The 19,150-nt window shown below is 63.2% G+C and carries 19 protein-coding genes; 5 read left to right on the forward strand and 14 right to left on the reverse strand.

The window, feature by feature from the left end; translation table 11 throughout:
• Nucleotides 1-59 precede the first annotated feature (59 nt).
• Nucleotides 60-1,202, forward strand: coding sequence for an NAD(P)-binding domain-containing protein (locus AC1RTB_RS24825; RefSeq protein WP_492879176.1), 1,143 nt, complete (start codon nt 60-62; stop codon nt 1,200-1,202).
• Nucleotides 1,203-1,209: 7 nt separating this feature from the next.
• Here the strand turns inward: AC1RTB_RS24825 and AC1RTB_RS24830 are convergent, their stop codons facing one another.
• The gene (locus AC1RTB_RS24830; protein ID WP_492879174.1) at nt 1,210-1,578 is read right to left on the reverse strand and encodes a winged helix-turn-helix transcriptional regulator; all 369 of its coding nucleotides are present in this window, start codon (nt 1,576-1,578) and stop codon (nt 1,210-1,212) included.
• A gap of 113 nt (nt 1,579-1,691) precedes the next feature.
• Between AC1RTB_RS24830 and AC1RTB_RS24835 the strand changes: the two genes are divergently transcribed.
• From AC1RTB_RS24835 to AC1RTB_RS24845, 3 genes are all read left to right on the forward strand, one after another.
• Nucleotides 1,692-2,735 (forward strand): LLM class flavin-dependent oxidoreductase, encoded by a 1,044-nt coding sequence (locus AC1RTB_RS24835; protein WP_492879172.1) that lies wholly within the window; start codon nt 1,692-1,694, stop codon nt 2,733-2,735.
• A 10-nt stretch (nt 2,736-2,745) separates the two neighbouring features.
• The gene (locus tag AC1RTB_RS24840; RefSeq protein WP_492879170.1) at nt 2,746-3,402 is read left to right on the forward strand and encodes an NADPH-dependent F420 reductase; all 657 of its coding nucleotides are present in this window, start codon (nt 2,746-2,748) and stop codon (nt 3,400-3,402) included.
• A 221-nt stretch (nt 3,403-3,623) separates the two neighbouring features.
• A complete protein-coding gene (locus AC1RTB_RS24845) occupies nt 3,624-4,823 on the forward strand; it encodes an NAD-dependent formate dehydrogenase (RefSeq protein WP_492879168.1) in 1,200 nt (399 codons plus the stop codon).
• An 18-nt stretch (nt 4,824-4,841) separates the two neighbouring features.
• Here the strand turns inward: AC1RTB_RS24845 and AC1RTB_RS24850 are convergent, their stop codons facing one another.
• The 5 genes from AC1RTB_RS24850 to AC1RTB_RS24870 form a co-directional block, all read right to left on the reverse strand.
• The gene (locus AC1RTB_RS24850; protein WP_492879167.1) at nt 4,842-5,600 is read right to left on the reverse strand and encodes an iron ABC transporter ATP-binding protein; all 759 of its coding nucleotides are present in this window, start codon (nt 5,598-5,600) and stop codon (nt 4,842-4,844) included.
• Complete coding sequence (locus AC1RTB_RS24855) at nt 5,597-6,538, reverse strand: iron chelate uptake ABC transporter family permease subunit (RefSeq protein ID WP_492879165.1); 942 nt, start codon at nt 6,536-6,538, stop codon at nt 5,597-5,599. Before AC1RTB_RS24855 ends, AC1RTB_RS24850 begins: the two co-directional genes overlap by 4 nt.
• A complete protein-coding gene (locus AC1RTB_RS24860; RefSeq protein WP_492879164.1) occupies nt 6,531-7,496 on the reverse strand; it encodes an ABC transporter permease in 966 nt (321 codons plus the stop codon). The genes AC1RTB_RS24855 and AC1RTB_RS24860 overlap by 8 nt, the downstream gene beginning before the upstream one ends.
• The gene (locus AC1RTB_RS24865; protein ID WP_492879162.1) at nt 7,496-8,401 is read right to left on the reverse strand and encodes a siderophore ABC transporter substrate-binding protein; all 906 of its coding nucleotides are present in this window, start codon (nt 8,399-8,401) and stop codon (nt 7,496-7,498) included. The genes AC1RTB_RS24860 and AC1RTB_RS24865 overlap by 1 nt, the downstream gene beginning before the upstream one ends.
• Nucleotides 8,402-8,555: 154 nt before the next feature.
• Complete coding sequence (locus AC1RTB_RS24870; protein WP_492879160.1) at nt 8,556-8,840, reverse strand: DUF2218 domain-containing protein; 285 nt, start codon at nt 8,838-8,840, stop codon at nt 8,556-8,558.
• Nucleotides 8,841-9,002: 162 nt separating this feature from the next.
• Between AC1RTB_RS24870 and AC1RTB_RS24875 the strand changes: the two genes are divergently transcribed.
• Nucleotides 9,003-10,034 carry a trans-3-hydroxy-L-proline dehydratase gene (locus AC1RTB_RS24875; protein ID WP_492879159.1) on the forward strand — a complete coding sequence of 344 codons (1,032 nt, stop codon included), beginning with the start codon at nt 9,003-9,005 and terminating at the stop codon, nt 10,032-10,034.
• Nucleotides 10,035-10,047: 13 nt separating this feature from the next.
• Here AC1RTB_RS24875 and AC1RTB_RS24880 read toward each other — a convergent pair whose 3' ends face one another.
• The 8 genes from AC1RTB_RS24880 to AC1RTB_RS24915 all read right to left on the reverse strand — a co-directional run bounded on the left by AC1RTB_RS24880 (nt 10,048) and on the right by AC1RTB_RS24915 (nt 19,137).
• Nucleotides 10,048-11,214, reverse strand: coding sequence for a hypothetical protein (locus AC1RTB_RS24880; RefSeq protein ID WP_492879157.1), 1,167 nt, complete (start codon nt 11,212-11,214; stop codon nt 10,048-10,050).
• A gap of 45 nt (nt 11,215-11,259) precedes the next feature.
• Nucleotides 11,260-12,489 (reverse strand): metal-dependent hydrolase family protein, encoded by a 1,230-nt coding sequence (locus AC1RTB_RS24885; RefSeq protein WP_492879156.1) that lies wholly within the window; start codon nt 12,487-12,489, stop codon nt 11,260-11,262.
• A gap of 27 nt (nt 12,490-12,516) precedes the next feature.
• The gene (locus AC1RTB_RS24890) at nt 12,517-13,497 is read right to left on the reverse strand and encodes an ABC transporter ATP-binding protein (RefSeq protein WP_492879154.1); all 981 of its coding nucleotides are present in this window, start codon (nt 13,495-13,497) and stop codon (nt 12,517-12,519) included.
• A complete protein-coding gene (locus tag AC1RTB_RS24895; RefSeq protein WP_492879152.1) occupies nt 13,484-14,515 on the reverse strand; it encodes an ABC transporter ATP-binding protein in 1,032 nt (343 codons plus the stop codon). The genes AC1RTB_RS24890 and AC1RTB_RS24895 overlap by 14 nt, the downstream gene beginning before the upstream one ends.
• Before the next feature lie 70 nt (nt 14,516-14,585).
• Nucleotides 14,586-15,530, reverse strand: a complete 945-nt coding sequence (locus tag AC1RTB_RS24900) for a succinylglutamate desuccinylase/aspartoacylase family protein (RefSeq protein ID WP_492879150.1) — start codon at nt 15,528-15,530, stop codon at nt 14,586-14,588.
• Nucleotides 15,531-15,567: 37 nt separating this feature from the next.
• Nucleotides 15,568-16,410: an ABC transporter permease gene (locus AC1RTB_RS24905; RefSeq protein ID WP_109574017.1), complete on the reverse strand. Its 843-nt coding sequence runs from the start codon at nt 16,408-16,410 to the stop codon at nt 15,568-15,570.
• Between the two features lie 4 nt (nt 16,411-16,414).
• Nucleotides 16,415-17,395, reverse strand: coding sequence for an ABC transporter permease (locus AC1RTB_RS24910; RefSeq protein WP_492879148.1), 981 nt, complete (start codon nt 17,393-17,395; stop codon nt 16,415-16,417).
• A gap of 200 nt (nt 17,396-17,595) precedes the next feature.
• A complete protein-coding gene (locus AC1RTB_RS24915) occupies nt 17,596-19,137 on the reverse strand; it encodes an ABC transporter substrate-binding protein (RefSeq protein WP_492879147.1) in 1,542 nt (513 codons plus the stop codon).
• Between the last annotated feature and the right edge of the window lie 13 nt (nt 19,138-19,150).

A 19,150-nucleotide genomic window follows, 5' to 3' on the forward strand; every position in this document is an offset into this window, starting at 1 on the left:
TCACTTTTCGCAGACGTGGCCCGGCTTGAAATCCAAAGCTCCATATTTCAGGTTCGGGAATGGCTAATGAAGATTCTGTACCTGCTGCGTTGAAGACGGATGAACGCCCGGAAGGGCGCTATATCGGCGCCATCCTCAAGACCGACATCGTCGTCATCGGCGCCGGGCAGGCCGGGCTTTCCTCGGCCTATCATCTGAACAAACTCGGCATCGCGCCCGGCAAGGGTTATGTGATCCTCGACAAGTCGCCCGAAGCGGGCGGGGCATGGCAATATCGCTGGCCGTCGCTGACGCTGAGCACTGTCAACCGCGTCCATGACCTGCCGGGCATGCAGTTTGCCGATGTCATCGATCCTGGCCTCACCGAGGTGAAGGCCTCCGTCGCGGTTCCCCGCTATTTTGCCGCCTATGAAGAGAAATTCGAATTGCCGGTCTATCGGCCGGTGACGGTCCAGGTCGTGTGCCAGCGCAACGAGCGGTTTCGCATCGAGACCGACAGGGAGACCTTCTCGGCCCGAGGCATCATCAATGCCACCGGCACCTGGGAAACGCCCTATGTCCCGGCCTATCCCGGCGCCGACCGGTTCAAGGGCCGGCAATTGCACACCCGCGACTACCGCACATCAGGTGAATTCGCCGGCCAGCACGTCGTCGTGGTCGGCAGCGGCGTTTCGGCGCTGCAATTGCTCGACGAGATCTCGCGCGTGACATCCACCACCTGGGTGACGCGCCGCGAGCCGCAGTTTCGCGAAACACCGTTCACCCCTGAGGACGGCCGCGCCGCCGTTGCCATCGTCGAAGACAGGGTCCGGCGCGGGCTTGTGCCGGGTTCGGTCGTCTCTGTGACCGGCATTCCATGGACGCCCGCGCTCAAGGCCGCGCGCGAACGCGGTATCCTCAACAGGCTGCCGATGTTCAGCGAGATCACCGAAGACGGCGTCCGCTGGGCTGATGGCACCGAACAAAAGGCCGACGTCATCTTGTGGTGCACCGGCTTTCGCAGCTCGCTCGATCATCTGGCACCGCTGCAAATCCGCGAGGACAATGGCGGCATCGTCATGGACGGTCGCCTCGCGACCCGAGTTGCCAGGGACCCGCGCATCCATCTTGTCGGCTACGGCCCTTCCGCCTCGACAATCGGCGCCAACCGGGCCGGCGCCGCTGCCGCACGAGAGCTGGCAGGGCATCTCGGCCTGGTCTGAGGCCCGGTCAGGCGGCGTCGCGGTCGAACACCTGCTGCGCTTTGGCGATAAGCACCTCGTGCTCGATCGCCCAATGGCCCAATTCTTCCACCGGCCGGCGCAGGGAATGCCCCAGCTCGGTCAGCTCATAGTCGACGCGCGGCGGCTTGGTCGGGAAGACTGTCCGCTTGATCAGGCCGTCGCGCTCCATGCCTTTCAGGGTCAGTGTCAGCATGCGCTGCGAGATCGTGCCGATGGCGCGCTTGATCTCGTTGAAGCGGCGCGGGCCGTCGCGCAGCGCCATGACGATCAGCACACTCCACTTGTCGCCGACCCGCGCCAGGATCTGGCGGACGGGCCTGCACATATCAAGCAAGCCGCTTGGTTCAGGTAACATGGATGTGCCTCCTTGCGTCCATTCGGACAGTAACAATATTAGGCCAGGTTACGAATATATACTGATGGCGGCATGGCTCCACAAGGCGCGTCGCCAGTGAAGGAGAAGCGAATATGGAACTTGGCGTTTACAGCTTTGGCGACGTCCAGAAGGATCCTGTCACCGGCAAGCTCGGCTCGACGGCGCAAGCCACGCGCAACCTGCTGGAAGCCATCCAGCTGGCCGACGAAGTCGGGCTGGACTATTTCGGCATCGGCGAACATCACACCTATGAGATGCCGGCATCCGCCGCGACTGTGGTGCTGGGCGCTGCTGCCTCGACGACGAAAAACATCAAGCTCGGAAGTGCTGTGACGGTTCTCAGCACCGACGATCCCGTGCGCGTCTACCAGCAGTTCGCGACGCTGGACGCCCTGTCCAACGGCCGTGCCGAGATCACCGCCGGGCGCGGTTCGTCGACGGAATCCTTTCCGCTCTTCGGCCACAGCCTCAACGATTATGACGAGCTTTATGCCGAAAAACTCGACCTGCTGCTCAAGATCAACGAGAGCGAATCCATCACCTGGAGCGGCAAGTTCCGCCCGGCGCTGAACGAGGCGCTGGTCGTGCCGCGTCCGGAGAGCGGTTCGCTGCCGATCTGGCTGGCGACCGGGGGTAACCCGCATTCATCAGTGCGTGCGGGCCTGCTCGGCCTGCCGATCTCTTATGCCATCATCGGCGGCCAGGCTTCGCGTTTTGCGCCGCTCGCCGATCTCTACCGGCGTGCCGCAGCACAGGCGAACATCCCGGAGGCGCGGATCAAGGTTTCGGTCGCAAGCCCCGGCTTCGTCGGCGATGACGCTACTGGAGCGAAGGAACGCTTCTGGACCCACTGGCATGCGGTGATGGAGTCGATCGGCAAGGTCCGTGGCTTCGCCCCGCCGCCCCGTCATCACTACGACAAGGAAGCCAGCGGCGGTGGTGCGCTGTTTGTTGGCGCCCCCGAAGAGATCGCCGAGCGTATCGTCGCGTTGCACAAGAGCATCGGCCACGTGCGCCAGTTCTTCCAGATGGACGTTGGGCAGTTGCCGCAAAAAGAGTTCCTGCGTTCGATCGAGCTGCTCGGCACGCGCGTCAAACCGCTTGTCGACGCCGAACTCGGCGCTACCAAGATCTAGGAGAGACAGCATGAAAGCCGCTGACGTGAAGACCATCGGCATCCTTGGTGCTGGCCGTGTCGGCACAGCACTCGCCCGCCGCGCCATCGCGGCGGGGTACGAGGTCAGGATCGCGACATCCAGGTCGCCTGAAGAGATCGGCCTGCTGGTCGAGATCATGGTGCCCGGTGCCAGGGCGGAGACGGCGGAAGCGGTGATCGCCGGCAGCGACATCGTCATCCTGGCGCTGCCATTGTCGAAATACCGCAATCTTCGGCCCGAACTGTTTGCCGGCAAGATCGTTGTCGATGCCATGAACTACTGGGCGCCGACCGACGGCACCATGGCCGAGTTCGAAGGTGATCGCGCAAGCAGCGAAGTGATCCAGGATTACCTGCCGCAAGCCTTGATCGTGCGCAGCTTCAATCACATGGGCTACCATGAGATCGAGGAAGAGGCGCGAGCATTCGGCGATCCAGACCGGCGCGCGCTCGCCGTTGCGGGTGACGACGCGCAAGCTCGTGACATAGTGGCGGCGTTCATCGACCGTCTCGGCTTCGATCCGGTTGATGCCGGCGAACTTGCCGCAAGCCGAAACTTTGTCACGGGAACGCCGATCTTCGGCGCGAGCCTTGATCAGGCGGAAATGACGCGCGTTCTGCAAGGCACGTATGAGCGGGCATATTGATGGAGCATCAGCCCAAGAGGTCGCGCCAGGGCGACCTCCATCAGGGCTTGAAACCGCGTCCAGCTCCGCCATCTAGTTCGCCATAGTGCGCAACTTTCCAAACGAGGAAGCGCCAGGCAACGCGCCTGCTGGTCCTTACTCCACTGGCTCGTCCTGCCCGGCGTCGTTTATCGCGAGCATCGAGGTCTTCCTCGTCCTTGTCAGACGAAGGGAGATAGGAAATGGCAAAGGTCGTTTGCGTCCTTTATGACGATCCGGTCGACGGTTATCCCACAGGCTATGCGCGGGACGGCCTGCCGAGACTCGACCGCTATCCCGGTGGCCAGACGCTGCCCACGCCCAAGGCCATCGACTTTGAACCAGGCGTGCTGCTCGGCAGCGTGTCGGGCGAATTGGGCCTACGGAAGTTTCTCGAAGGCGGCGGCCACAGGCTGGTCGTGACATCCGACAAGGATGGCCCGGGCAGCGTTTTTGAACGCGAACTCGCCGATGCCGAGATCGTCATCTCGCAGCCGTTCTGGCCGGCCTACCTGACCGAGGAGCGGATCGCCAAGGCCAAAAGCCTGAAGCTTGCGATCACCGCCGGCATTGGCTCCGACCATGTCGACCTGCAGGCGGCGATGGAGCGCGGCATCACCGTTGCCGAGGTGACTTTTTGCAACTCGATCAGCGTCGCCGAGCATGTGGTGATGATGATCCTGGGGCTCGTGCGCAACTATATCCCGTCTTACGGCTGGGTTATGAAGGGTGGCTGGAACATCGCCGACTGCGTCGCGCGTTCCTACGATATCGAAGGCATGCAGATCGGAACCGTGGGCGCTGGCCGGATCGGCAGTGCTGTGCTGCGGCGGCTGAAGCCGTTCGACGTCAAGCTGCACTACACCGACCGCCATCGCCTGCCCGAGACGGTCGAGAAGGAACTGGGCGTCACCTTTCACAAAACGGTAGCGGAGATGGTGCCCATTTGCGATGTGGTGACGATCAACGCGCCACTGCATCCCGAGACCGAAAACCTCTTCGACGCGACGATGATCGCCAGGATGAAACGCGGCGCTTATCTGGTGAACACGGCGCGCGGCAAGATCTGCAATCGCGACGCGGTCGCGCTTGCGCTGGAGAGCGGCCAGCTCGCAGGTTATGCCGGCGACGTCTGGTTCCCGCAGCCAGCCCCCAAGGACCATCCATGGCGATCGATGCCGCATCACGGCATGACGCCGCATATTTCGGGATCATCGCTTTCCGCCCAGGCGCGCTATGCCGCCGGCACCCGCGAAATCCTGGAATGCTGGTTCGAGGGACGGCCGATCCGCGAGGAATATCTGATTGTCGATGGCGGCAAGCTCGCCGGAGCCGGCGCGCATTCCTACAGCGCGGGCGACGCCACACGCGGTTCGGAAGAAGCGGCGCGCTTCAAGACGTAACGCGTTGTTACTGTATCCCTAGCGATGATGCAGAACCAGCGGGGCGCCGTCGACGTCGATGACGTTCATGTCGTAGCCGAAGACTTCGGCCAGCACGTTTGGTTGCAGCACTTCGGCCGGCGATCCGTCGGCGACGATCCGCCCCGCCTTCATCGCCACGATCCGGTCGGCATAGACGGCGGCATGATTGATGTCGTGCAGGACAACGATGACAGTGCGCCTGTCGTTGTCGGCCGCCGCGCGCAGGTCGCGCATCAACTGGCGGGCAAACAGCATGTCGAGATTGTTCAGCGGCTCGTCGAGCAGCATGTAGTCGGTGCCCTGGCAGAAGGCCATGGCAACCATGGCGCGCTGGCGCTGGCCGCCGGAAAGCTTGTCGAGGAAGCGGTCCGCCAAAGCTTCCAAATCGAACTGCCGCAGCGCTGCATCGATCAAGGTGTTGTCATTGGCATCGATGCGGCCATTTTGATGCGGAAAACGGCCGAAGCCGACGAGTTCGCGCACCTTGAGCCGGCTCGCCACGGCCGGGTCCTGGCGCAGGATCGCCAGCGTCTGGGCGAGGCGACGGCTGGGCGTGGTGTCCACCGGCAGGCCGTCGACCGATATCGCGCCGCTCTGCAACGGCTGCAGCCGCGCGATCAGCGACAACAGGCTCGACTTGCCGGCACCGTTGGGCCCGACAAGTGCCGTCACCCCGCCCTTGGGCATGGTCAGCGAGACATCGCTCAGGATTTGTGTGTCGCCATGTCGGAGCGAAACATTCTTGATCTCGATCATCGCTTGCTCGTTGTGATCAGCATGCCCAGGAACACCAGTCCGCCTATGAATTCGATGACGACGCCCAGCGTAGACTCCCCACCCAGCACGTGCTGGAGCAACATTTGGCCGCCCAGCAGCACGATAACAGCGGTCAGCATCGCCGCCGGCAGCAAAAGGTGATGGCGCCGGCTGTTGATGATGCGTTCGGCGAGCGCCACCACCAGCAATCCAAAGAAGGTGACGGGACCGACCAGCGCCGTCGAGACCGCTACCAGTGCCGCGACAAGCAGCAAGAGGCCGGTCAGCGCCCGGGTCCAGTTGACGCCGAGCCCGATGGCGTTGTCGGAACCGAGTGCCAGCACATCGAGCAGATGGCGCTTGCGCCAGGTGATCACAGTGGCGATCGCCGTGACGACGAGGCCGATGACCATCAGGTCGGGGCGCACGGTGTTGAAATCGGCGAAGCTCGAGGCCTGGACCACGGCGAATTCATTGGGGTCGATGAGGCGCGCGATCAGCGAGGCGAGGCTGCGAAACAGCACGCCGAGCACGACGCCGGTCAAAAGCAGCAGCCCGACATCGAAGCGACGCCGGAGCATGGGCATAAACAGCAGCAAGGCCATGACCATCATCAGGCAGGCCTCGCCGGCGAATTTGACACGCGGGTCGAGCGCGACGAAGCCGACGCTGCCAAGCGCCACGACAAGCGCCATCTGGCCGAACAAATAGAGCGCGTCGAGCCCCATGATCTGCGGTGTCAGCACCCGGTTTGCCGTCACCGTCTGGAACACCACCGTCGAGACGGCAATCGCCACGCCGACCTGCACCAGCGTGAGCAGTCGCACCACGCGCAGCTCAAGCGCAAAGGCGATGTTGCCGCGCAACCCGACGGTCATGAAGGCGACCGCCGCTGCAAAAGCCAGCGCGCCCAGTATCCATAGCCGCTTGTCAGGCACGTGCCGTCCGCCCAAACAGGATCCACAGGAACAACCCCGAACCGACGACGCCGAGCACGGTGCCGACGGGGATTTCGTAGGGGTAGCGGATGAGGCGGCCAACGATGTCGCAAGCGAGCACCAGTGCCGCTCCTGAAATGGCGACCCAGGGCAGGGCGCTCCTCAGGTTGTCGCCCATCAACCTGGAGACCAGATTGGGCACCACCAGGCCGACAAACGGGATCATGCCGACAACAACCACGGCCAATGACGAGATCACCGCGACCATGACCAGCCCAAGTTGGACGATGCGCTGGTAGTTGAGGCCAAGCCCGACGCTGACCTCGCGCCCCATCGACACGATGGTCAGCCGGTCGGCGATCCACCAGGCAAGCGCCACCATCGCGGCGAGGATCCACAAAAGTTCGTAGCGCCCGCGCAGCACGCCGGAGAACTCGCCATTGGTCCAGATATCGACATATTGCAGCAGGTCCGCCTGCCAGGCGACGAAGGTCACGGCAGCACCGATGACGCCGCCATAGACAAGACCGAAAAGCGGAATGAGGAAAGGCTGCGTCGGCGGCAGCCTGTGGGCGATGGACAGGAAAACGGAGGTGCCGGCAAGGGCCGTGACGCTGGCGGCAAGGGTCTTGACGCCGATCGACGCCGACGGAAACAGCATCGTCACCGCCAGGATGCCAAGTGCCGCACTTTGGCCGGTTCCGGTCATCGTCGGTTCGACAAAGCGGTTGCGCGCGAGGATCTGCAGGACGAGGCCGGCAATCGCCAGCCCCGCGCCGGTCAAAACCGCAGCCAGCGTCCGGGGCAGGCGACTGACCAGCAGCAGCTCAAGCGCACCGGCATCGGCGAAGACCTTGTCGAGCGAAAAATCGTCGACGCCGACACCGAGACTGAGCGCGAAAAGCCCGGCCAGGCTGGTGGCGACCACCAGCCTGGCGTTGGGCATTGCCAGTGCCATCACGGCGCCTTGGCGAAGGCTTCTTCGATTGCCTTGAGCACCCGATGGGTGGACTGGACGCCGCCAGCGGCGATGTAGAAGTCGGGCGAGGGCAGGAAGATCACCTGGCCCTTTTTCCAGGCCGTGGTCTGCGCCACCAGTTCGTTGTCGAGGGTGGCCTTCGCGCCTTGCTCGCCGGAACCGATTGCTGCTGCGCGGTCGAGCACAATAAGCCAATCGGGATTGGCCTTGCTGATGAATTCAAACGAGATCGCCTCGCCATGGGTTGCCGCTTCAACGTCGGCCACGGCGGGCTCGAGGTCGAGCGTCTTGTGCAGCCAGCCGAAGCGCGAGCCGGGGCCATAGGCGGTGATCTTGGGGCCGTTGGTCATCAGGATCAGGGCCTTGCCCTTGCCTTTCACGGCCTGCCGGGCGGCTTCGACGGCGGCATCCAGTTCCTTGGCGGCGGCCGCGGCTTCGTCAGTCTTGGCGAAGAGCGCGCCATAGGCCGTCAGCCGCTCCTTGGCCTGGGCGACAAGGTCGTCACCAGTCATCGTCATGTCGATGGTGGGGGCCACGCGCGCCGTCGCTTCGGCCTTTGCCGACGAACGTCCGCCGACGATCACCAGGTCCGGCGCCAGCGCATTCAATGCCTCGAGGTCGGGCTCAAACAGCGTGCCAACGACAGTGGCGCCCTTGGCGACATCGGCGAGTTCAGGCACGAACAGCTTGTTGGGCACGCCGGCGGGCTGGATGCCGAGGCGGTTCAGCGTGTCGATGGCGGCGATGTCGTAGACGGCGATCCTGGCAGGCACCTTGTCGATGGTTTTCGGACCGGTCGCGGTGGCAATTTCAGCCGCGACCGCAGGTGCCGTTGCTATCGCAAGGGCGGCCACAAGATTGGCCAGGACCCGAACATACTTCATGTTTTGTCTCCATCTTTGCCTGATGACGCCGGCTGCATAAAACCTTCGTCAAATACTCTTGTTTTGCGCATACCAGAAGCTGCCTGTGTAAAACAAGACTTGGGCCGGCGTTCACGGACACTTTATTGCCGCTGAGCCGCACCTTGTGGAGGCCTCATGCGCTCCAGGCGATGGAACGGTCGGGCTCTCGGAAAGCAAAGCGGGCGAGGTGATCGTCGATCACCGATTTCACGCGCGCCAACTGCTCGGCATCGGGCGCAACCACCTGGATCGTCAGGGCGGTGTCGTCGGCATCGAGCACGGCATTGCCGAACGGAAAGTGGCATTCGCCATGGCGATCGGCGTAGGTGACCTCTATCTTGTGAGCGAAATGCTTGCACAGCTGGGTGAGATATTTGGCGCCGTTTTCGGTCTCGAACCGCCCCGTCGTTTCAACCATGATTTTCCCCGATGGCTACAAGTGAGGCGCGCCTCTAACATTGTTGAGTATTGCAATCAAGAAAAGACGCCGGTGAGAGCCACGGGCATTTGCAACGCAAGACAGCCCTTGCGAAACCGGTCATCCAGTGCCCGTATGGAGCAACCTGGAAGGAGGGCAAGCATGCGCACAAGCAAGGTGATCCATATCGTTTCCTGCCACGCCGAAGGCGAGGTCGGCGACGTCATCGTCGGCGGCGTGGCGCCACCGCCGGGCAAGACGCTGTGGGAGCAGCGCCGCTTCATCGCGCAGGACCAGGGCTTGCGCAATTTCGTGCTCAACGAGCCGCGCGGCGGCGTCTTCCGGCATGTCAACCTGCTGGTGCCGCCGAAGGATCCGCGCGCTGCCGTGGGCTTCATCATCATGGAACCGGAGGACACCCCGCCGATGTCCGGCTCCAACTCGATCTGCGTTGCGACGGTTCTGCTCGACAGCGGCATCGTGCCGATGCAGGAGCCGGAAACGCGATTTGTGCTCGAAGCCCCGGGTGGATTGGTCGATGTCGTGGCCACCTGCCGCAATGGCAAGGCCGAGCGGATCGCGGTCACCAACGTGCCGTCCTTTGCCGACAAGCTCGATGCCAAGCTCGAAGTCGATGGCCTCGGCACGCTGACCGTCGACACCGCTTATGGCGGCGACAGTTTTGTCATCGCCGACGCCCGTGCACTGGGCTTTTCGGTGACCCCGGACGAAGCGCGCGAGCTTGCCGAAACCGGCATCAGGATCACCCGCGCGGCCAACGAACAATTGGGCTTTTCGCATCCGGAAAATCCGGAATGGGATCACATCTCCTTTTGCCAGCTGACGCTGCCGATCGAGGAGCGCGACGGCGTGCTGCATGGCCGCAATACGGTGGTGATCCAGCCGGCCAAGCTCGACCGCTCGCCGACCGGCACTGGCTGCTCGGCGCGCATGGCGGTACTGCACGCGCGCGGCCTGATCAAGGTCGGCCAACGTTTCAGCGGGCACTCGATCATCGATTCGACGTTCGACTGCCGCATCCTTGGCGAAACGACTGTCGGCGGGCGTCCGGCGATCATTCCCGAGATTTCCGGCCGCGCCTGGATCACCGGCACGCATCAGCTGATGCTTGACCCCGACGATCCGTGGCCGGCTGGCTATCGCCTCGCCGACAGCTGGCCGCGCAAGCAGTAGGCGCGGCTTACAGCTATTGATCCCAGAAGGTGCGAAGCGTCGTCGGCGTGTGCATGTTGGCGTAGAGATAGTGCCAGAACTCGGCGTGGCGCTCGCGCTCGACCGTCTTCCACACATCGTGCACCGCCACTTCGCCACACCAGTAGGCATAGACAAAAGGTGCCCGCAGATTGTGGTTCAGGAAGGAGAGGCGTCCCTTCACTGTCTCTAGGCTCTGAAACCCAGCTTCGGCGATGATGGGCGCGATGTCTTCAAGCCGCATGTCCTGGGCGTGCATCATCCAGGCCGCGTTACAGCGCAATGCGCTACGCAGCCGTTGCAGAGCGACAGCGAGTTCATCGGCTGGTGTGTCGACCCAGTCGAGGAAGAACAGGCCATTGTCGGCGATGCCTTCGAAAAGCGCACTGCTTGCCGAACTCGTGACAACCTGCGCGCCGTCGAGCGGCATGCTGCCCTCAGTGACGTAGCGCTGGCGCAAGGCAAGATGCACCAGATGCCCGGGGAACGCCTCGTGGCACGCCAGATGCTTCAGTGCGTAAGGCGTGTAGGGAAAGTCCAGATTGAGCAAAAGCTGCCGTCCCGGGTAATCGCAATAGGCCGAAAACGGAACGTTCTCGACCGCCACCGGTTCGAGCCATTCCTGGCTCATGTCGTACATCAGCGCGCTGGTGCGCCGGCGCGCCTCCTCGCCATAGCCGCGCAGGACGTCCAGAACAGCGCTTGGGGCGACACGATTGTCCTGTTCCCAGCGGTGAACGTCCTCGGTCAGCGAGGAACCGCGATAGCCGAGCTCATCCAGCCTTTCCCTGATCGTGACGGCATAGCCGTCCAGGACCGACTGGCTCACCATCTGTGTCTCGACACCGATCTGGCGGCGGACGCGGTCGGCGAAGGAAATCTCCTTCTCCTGAAACGTGGTCAGCAGCGCATGCAGCGAGTCGATCATTTCGCCGAGGTAGCTCTGCCGCAGCGCGCTCTCGGCCTCTTGCGGCAAACGGGCATTCAGGTCGTCCAGGGCCTGAACCGCCTCGTCATAGCTGCGAAGGGCCGCCGGCTCGACATCGGCGACAGCGACCGGAACAAGACCCTCGCGGTCGAGGAAGCCGTCGCTTCGCGGCGTGTTGCGGTAGAGCCGGTCTATCCCTGCCGTGATCGCGGCCAGTTCTTTTCCCAACTGCATGACATGTCTCACAATCTGGTGGCGGGCACTGCGGCCGGGTTGAAACTAAAGAAGGCGGTTCTTGACGAACCGGCCATTGGCCATGATGGCGCTCAGATGCGCGCCGTCATCTTGAAGCAGCGCGATGTCGGTCAGCGGATCGCCGTCGACGACGAGCAGATCGGCAAAGGCACCCGGTGCGATCACGCCGACGTCCAGCCGGCAAAGCTGAGCGCCAACAATCGTCGCTGAGCGGATGATCTCGGCAGGCGTCAGCACCTTGGCGAGCAGCTCGAATTCCATGCAATGATATTTGCGCAACTGGCCGAGCAGGTCGGAGCCGAAGGCCATGGGCAGTCCGGCGTCACGCATGATCTCAAGCGAGCGCAAGCCGCCTTGGCGCACCACTTCGATCTTGGCGAATTCGGCCTCGCCCAGGCCAAGTTCCTCGCCGTCGAGCGCCAGCGCGTCATAGGCAACCAGCGTCGGCACGGCGATGCAGCCTTTGTCGGCCGCAAGCCTGGCGGTCTCGGGGGTGATCAGGTTGCAATGCTCGAGCGAATGGACACCGAGCTTGACGACACGGCGGATGGCCGCATCGGTATAGACATGCGCCGAGACATAAAGGCCGGCGTTCTCCGCCTCCTCGAGGATCGCGGCCAGTTCATCTCGCGAGAACTGCAGCGAGTGGATCGGATCGTTCGGCGAGGACACGCCGCCATTGGCCATGACCTTGATGAAGCGCGCGCCGCCCTTGATCATTTCGCGCGACACCCGGCGAACGTCATCGACGCCGTCGACCAGAATACCCATCGACCCAAGGCGATCCGACATGATGCCAGGGCGGTCGTCAGTGCGCGGGCGCAAGTCGCAGTGACCGCCGGTTGTCGACAGGCCCTTGCCGCAGATCACAAGCCTGGGGCCATCGATCAGCCCGTCTTCCACGGCGCGAACCAGTCCGTGGTCGGCGCCGCCAAGGTCGCGCAGGGTGGTGAAACCGCGCATCAGCGCCTCGTTCATCACCCGCGCCGAGCGTAGCGCTGCGAGTGACGACGGTGCGATGGCGTTTGACCAGAGGTCGAGGGATTCCGCCACCACATGGACATGGCAGTCGACAAGACCAGGCATCAGCGTCCTGCCGCCAAGCGCGACCTCGACCGCGTCGGCGGGAGCTGCGATGGACGGGGCGACCTCGACAATTCTGCCGTCGCGCACGAGCACGGAAAGCCCCTCGATCAGGACGCCCTTGGCGGCATCGAGAACCTTGCCGCCGGTGAATATGTAGCTCTGGGTCATGGGATCATTTCAGCAGGTTAATGGCGTCTAGCGGTGGTGGCAGGCCAGCAAACGGCCGTCGTCGCGCAGGCTCAGTTCCGGATCGGTCGTGCGGCAGAGGTCAGTCGCAAGCGGGCAGCGCGTGTGAAACGAGCAGCCGGACGGCTTGTTCGTGGCGCTTGGAATGTCGTCGTTGGACGCCTTGAACTGATGGCGGTTGCGTGGATCGAGCGACGGTGCCGAACCGATGAGAAGTTCGGTGTAGGGGTGTGAAGGGTTGGCGAAGATCGCTTCCTTGTCGGCGATCTCCACGATCTTGCCGAGATACATGACGGCGACGCGGTGGGAGAGATATTCGACGACGCCGAGGTCATGGGAGATGAAGAGGAAGGCAACGCCGAGATCGCGCTGCAGGTCCGATAGCAAGTTGAGGATCTGCGCCTGCACTGACACGTCGAGTGCTGAAACCGGCTCGTCGCAGACGATGATATCGGGGTTCAGCGCAAGGGCGCGCGCGATGCCGATACGCTGGCGCTGGCCCCCGGAGAACTGGTGCGCGAAATTGCCGGCCTGATCGGGACGCAACCCGACGCGCTCCATGAGCTCGGCGACGCGTGTGTCGCGTTCGGCCCGCGTGCCTACCTGGTGGATGTCGAGCGGTGCGCGGATGATGTCGCGCACGCGGTGGCGCGGATTGAGCGACGAGAACGGATCCTGGAAGATGATCTGCACGCGCTTGCGGTAGGATTTGAGCGCTGAACCACGGAAATCACGAACGATCTGGCCGTCGAACTCGACCTGGCCGCCGCTAGGCTTGAGCAAGCCGAGCAAAGCGAGCCCGGTGGTGGACTTGCCGCAGCCGGATTCGCCAACAAGGCTCAGCGTTTCGCCGCGCCGCAGCGAAAAGCTTACGCCATCGACAGCACGCACGGCGCCGACCACGCGATTGAACACGCCCTTGCGGATCGCGAAGTGAACCTGCAGGTCCTTGACCGCCAGCAGCGGTTCGGATGCATCAGCCGTTTGCATGAGTGACCTCCCAGCAGGCGGCAAAGTGACCGGGCTGCTTTTCTTCGAATTCCGGTCGTTCCTGATGGCAGCGCGGCGCAGCCTTTGGGCAACGCGGCGCAAAGGCGCAGCCCTTGGGAAGGTCCCAGAGCGGGGGAACTGTGCCTGATATGTCGACCAGCCGCTCGCCAACCCTGGCCCCGGCATGCGAGCGCGGAATGGCGCCGAGCAGGCCCAGCGTATAGGGGTGCATGGGATTGTCGAAGAGATCATTGACCGACGCTTCCTCGATCCGGCGCCCGGCATACATCACCACGACGCGATCGGCGATCTCGGCGACGACGCCGAGGTCATGGGTGATCATCACCAGGGCGGTGCCAAGACGTTTCTGCAAGTCGGAAATGAGCCCGAGTATCTGTGCCTGGATGGTCACGTCCAGCGCGGTGGTTGGCTCGTCGGCGACGAGGATGCGCGGCTCGCAGACCAGCGCAAGGGCGATCATGGCGCGCTGGCGCATGCCGCCCGAAAGTTCATGCGGATACTGCCTGGCGCGACGCTGCGGATCGGGCATCTGCACCAGGCGCAGCGCCTCGACGGCGCGCTCGAACGCGGCGCGACGGCCAAGCTTGCGATGCTGGCGCACCGCTTCGGCGATCTGCTCGCCGATGGTCAAGACAGGGTTGAGTGCCGTCAGCGGCTCTTGAAAGATCATCGCGATCTTTTCGCCGCGATAGTCCTCGACGGTTCGCTGGTCGAGGCCGAGAAGGTCCACTCCGTCGATCTCAATCCTGCCGCCAGTGACGCTTGCGGCTTCCGGAAGCAGGCGCAGCAACGACAGCGCCGTCATCGATTTGCCGCAACCGGACTCGCCCACGATGCAGACAGTTTCGCCCGGCGCGACCGACAAAGCCATGTCGGACACCACTGCGAACGAACCCTGGCCGGTTCGAATGCGGATCTCCAGATCGCTGACCGTCAGGATAGGCTTATCGGACCTGACGGGCACTGGCTGAGAACTGACGGCTGACGTGTGGCTCATCTTGCTTGGTTCCTTGTTGGTGAGCGGGAAGCGCGCGAGGTGCGCTCCCCGCTTGCCGGACCTTCACCCGTCAGTCGGTGGCGCTTTCCAGATTGCCGACCATGAAGCCGTAGTCGCCGGACTCGACCAGATTGCGCGACAGGTGCGAGAGGATCATGATCCCGTTGTCGTAAGGGGCAGGGATCTCTTCCAGCGTCTGGAACGAATAGGGGCTGACGACGCGGCCGAGCAGATCGCCCTTCTTGATCGTCTCGCCAAGTGCCGGGCACAAGGGCTCGAGCCAGCCACCCTGGGTCGGTCGGATGCCAGCGATTTCATTGACGACGATCTGCTTGGGCTGCGGCTTGACATCGCCTGGAATGACGCCGCGGTGACGCAGCATGTTGAGCACGCCGTCGACGGTGCGCTGGACATAAGGCGTCTGGTCGACGATGCCGCCGCCCAGTTCGACCACGACAGATGAAATGCCGCGCTTGTCGACAGTCACCGCCTTGGTGGTGCCGTCAAAGGAAGTCCCTTCCTTCGAAGCCGTCGGGCGATAGAGAACCTTCGAACCAAAAGCGCGCGACAGCGGCTCGTCATTCAGGATGTAGACATAGTCGACGGTCGGGCGGTCGGTGCCGGAATGCAGATCGATATGCAGGTCGATCTTTTCCAGGAAATGCTCGCTGATCGCCTTGGCCAGCTGCTGGGTGTAGGTGCCGCTGGCATTGCCGGGGAACTCGCGATTGAGGTTGAGTTCGTCAAGCGGCGTGAAGCGGCGATTGAGCGCCATGGCGCGCGGGTTCGCCACCGGCAGCATCAGGATGCGGCCCTTGAGCGGCGTGTCCATCAGCACCCGGAACAGTTCGAGCATGGCCTGCGAACCGGCGTTTTCGTTACCGTGGATCGAGGCTGACAGACCAATGGTCGGGCCATCCTGTTCACCCACCAGTTCGTTGATGAACAGCACGGCGTTGCTGCCATCGGCATGGGTGGTGAATTTGGGCGTCAGCGCATTGATTTGTTTGACCATTGTAGTTTTCCTTAAATGTAGGCTTTGAGAGGGTGGGTCAGGATTTGCCGCCGCCGCGGGAGAGCTGGCGGGGGTCGAGGACGTCCCTGAGGCCGTCGCCGAGCAGATTGAATCCGAGCACGGTGATCATGATGGTCGCGCCCGAAATGATGGACAGCCAGGGTTCGTCGCGAATGAACTTCGTGCCGTAGGCGAGCGTCCATCCCCAGGTCGGCGTGGGGGGCGGCAGGCCGAAGCCGAGGAAGCTCAGGGCGGATTCCGCGATGATGGCGGTGCCCAGGCCGAGCGAGGCCAGCACGATGATCGGGCCGAGCGCGTTCGGCAGGATTTCCTTGAACAGGATGCGGGAAGGCCGCGCACCGAGCGCGCGCGCCGCCTGCACGTAGTTCTGTTCGCGCAGCACCAATGTCGTGGCACGCACGACGCGCGCATATTCGGTCCAGGCAACCACGATCAGAGCGAGCGCGACATTCATGACGCCTGGCCCGAGGATGGCGACGATGGCCAAGGCCAAAACGATGGCCGGTACGCCCAGGAAGATGTCGGTGATACGCATCAGGACGAGATCGACCCAGCCGCCGAAATAGCCGGCGACCAGCCCGACGATCGTGCCGATGATGACCGAGCAGACGACAGCGATGATGGCGATGGTGAGCGAGACGCGCGCGCCCCAGATCAGACGGGACCACAAGTCGCGCCCGAAATTGTCGGTGCCGAGCAGATGCTGGAACGAAGGCCCCGCGAAGCGGTTGCGCATGTCCATCTGTTCGACGCCATGGGTCGCGATGGCGGGCGCAAAAATCGCCAGCAGGACGATGGTCAAGGTGATTGCCGCGCCGACGACCAGGGACGTGTTGCGAAGGGCTTTGGGTAGCTGCATCGGATTATCCCAGTCGAATGCGCGGATCGACAGCCGCGTAAAGGAGGTCGACGATCAGATTGACCAGAGCGAAAATGATCGCGAAGGTCAGCACGATGCCCTGGATGAGCGGCAGGTCGCGCTGCGAGATCGCCGCGATGGTCAGCTGTCCCAGTCCCGGCCAGGCGAAGATCGTTTCGGTCAGCACGGCACCGCCGAGCAGCGCACCGAAGCGCAGGCCAATGACGCTGAGCACAGGCAGCAGCGCGTTGCGCAGCGCGTGGCGGACAATAACGCGCGGCTTGCGCAGGCCCTTGGCGTAGGCGGTGCGGATGAAGTCCTCGCGCAGGATCTCGAGCATCGACGCCCGGACAAGCCTGGAGATGATGGCGGCGGAATTGACCGCCAGCGCGAATGCGGGCAGCGCGATATGCGACAGTGAGTTGAGCAGCACCTCTGGTCGTCCCGACAGAGCTGCGGCCAGCGCATCGAGCAGCGGCTCGCCTCGGCCGATGGCCGGCAGCCAGCCAAGATTGACGGCGAACAGCAACATCAGCAGCAGACCGAGCCAATAGACCGGCATCGAAACGCCGAGCTGGGCAAGCAGCATCGTTGCGGTGTCGACGATCGATCCTTGCCAGATCGCGGAGATGACGCCGAGCACCAGGCCTAGGATGGTCGCCAGCACCAGCGAGACCACGGCCAGTTCGATGGTTGCGGCCAGGCGTCCGGCGATGATGGTGGAGACCGGCTGGTTCTGGAAAATCGACTGGCCCATGTCGCCATGCAAAAGGGCCGCGAAATAGTCCCACAGCCTGATGTACCAGGGATCGTCCAGCCCCAGATTGGCGCGAAGCGTGGCGATGGCTTCCGGCGTTGCTTCCTGCCCGAGCAGCACGGAGGCTGGATCGCCAGGAATGATCAGCAGCAGCGCAAAGGTCACCACCACCATGCCGATGGCCAGCGGGATCAGCAGCAGCAGCCGGCGAATGATGTAAGCGATCATGTGGTCGGTCCCTTTGTCCGAAGCCATTTGAAGGCGGTTTGTCCGGCCATCAGGCGACGACCATTGCTGTCAGTTCGCATACGGCGCGAGGCAGCCGTTCTCCGTCCCGTGCAGTGCCTCGCGCCGCACGGATTTCGCAGAACGTGCCGTAAGAAGCGGTCGGCCAACGCGCCTGGGCGATGTTGGCCGACGTCATCGGCTTAGTCGTTGAGACCGATCAGGCCGCGCAGATAACCGCGCGGGGTCGCCTGGACGTCAGTCGGCAGGTCCTTCTGGTAGAACATCTGGTAGCCCTGATCGGAGATGACGAAGTAGGGCAGGTCCTTGGCCAGGATGGTCGCGGCCTTCTGGTAGACTTCGGTGCGCTTGGCCTGATCAAGCGTCGAACGCCCCTCGTTGAGCAAGGTGTCGACTTCCGGGTTGGAATAGCCACCCCAATTGGTCGGGCCGCCAGTGGTGAACTGGGCGTACATCAGGCGATCGGGATCGACGATGTTCAGCCAGCCGAGCAGGGCGATCTGATGCTTGCCTTGCTGGACATAATTGGTGGAGAAGCTCGGCCAGTCGGAGATCTGCGCCTTTGCTTCCACGCCTGCCTGCTGGAACACGGCCTGCATGAACTCGAGCGCCTGCACCCGGTTGGGGTCCTCGCTGTGCGTGGCAAGCGTGATCGTCAGCGGCTTGCCGTCCTTGTCCAGGATGCCGTCGCCATTGGTGTCCTTCCAGCCGAGCTCGTTGAGAAGCTTCACCGCACCTTCGACGTCGAATGTCGGCTGCTTGATGTCAGCCGAATAGGCCCAGGACGAGGGCAGGATCAGCGATGAAGCAACCTGGTCGACGCCCTGATAGATGTCGTTGACGATTGTCCGCTGGTCGACAAGCATCGACAGGGCCTGCCGCATCTTCGGATCGGCGAGCAGCGGGTCCTTCGCATTGAAGTTGAGGTAAGTGACCCCGAGCCCGGCCATCTTGACGTTGGCAAAACGCTCGTCTGCGGCAAGGCGCGTGATGTCCTGTGGCGAAAGCGGCGATTGGATGACGTCGAGGTCGCCGGCTTCAAAGGCCTGGGCGCGCGCCGAGTTGTCGCCGATCACCTTGAGCGTGACCTTGTCGATTGTCGGGGCGCCGCGCCAGTAGTCGGCATTGGCTTCCAGGACGATGTCGCTGCCACGGTTCCACGCGGCGAGCTTCATTGGGCCAGCACCAACCGGCTTGGTCGAGATGTCCTGTCCGCTTTCGGCAGCCTTCTTCGAGATGATGCCGACATCGAGATAGGTCAGCAGCGGCGCGTAAGGGGCGGCAAGCTCGAACTTCACTGTCTGCGCGTCGACAGCGGTGACCGCCTTGACTGGGGTGAAGAGCGCACGGATAGGCGAGCTGAATTCGGGATTGAGCAAGGTCGAGTAGGTGAAGACCACGTCATCGGCCGTCAGCGGCGAACCGTCGGAAAATTTCAGGCCGGGCCTGAGTTTGAAGATGAACGTCAGCGGGTCCGGCGTCTCCCAGCTTTCAGCCAGGTCGGGCACCGGTTCCAGCTTGGGGGTGATGTGCACCAGGCCGGCATAGACAAGATCGGCAACGCGGTAGGCGGTGGAATCGCGGGCGAGGCGCGGATCAAGCGTGCCGGCGTCGACGTCGGTCCCAACGACGAGAGTTCCGGCGGCTTGCGCTGCCATGGAGCCAGCTGAAAATACCGCCAGTGCCAGGCCGACGGCGCTTACAGTCGATAAAAACGTTTTCATTCCCCAACCTTCT

It is taken from the genome of Aminobacter sp. GW821-FHT11F06 (genome assembly GCF_058808215.1).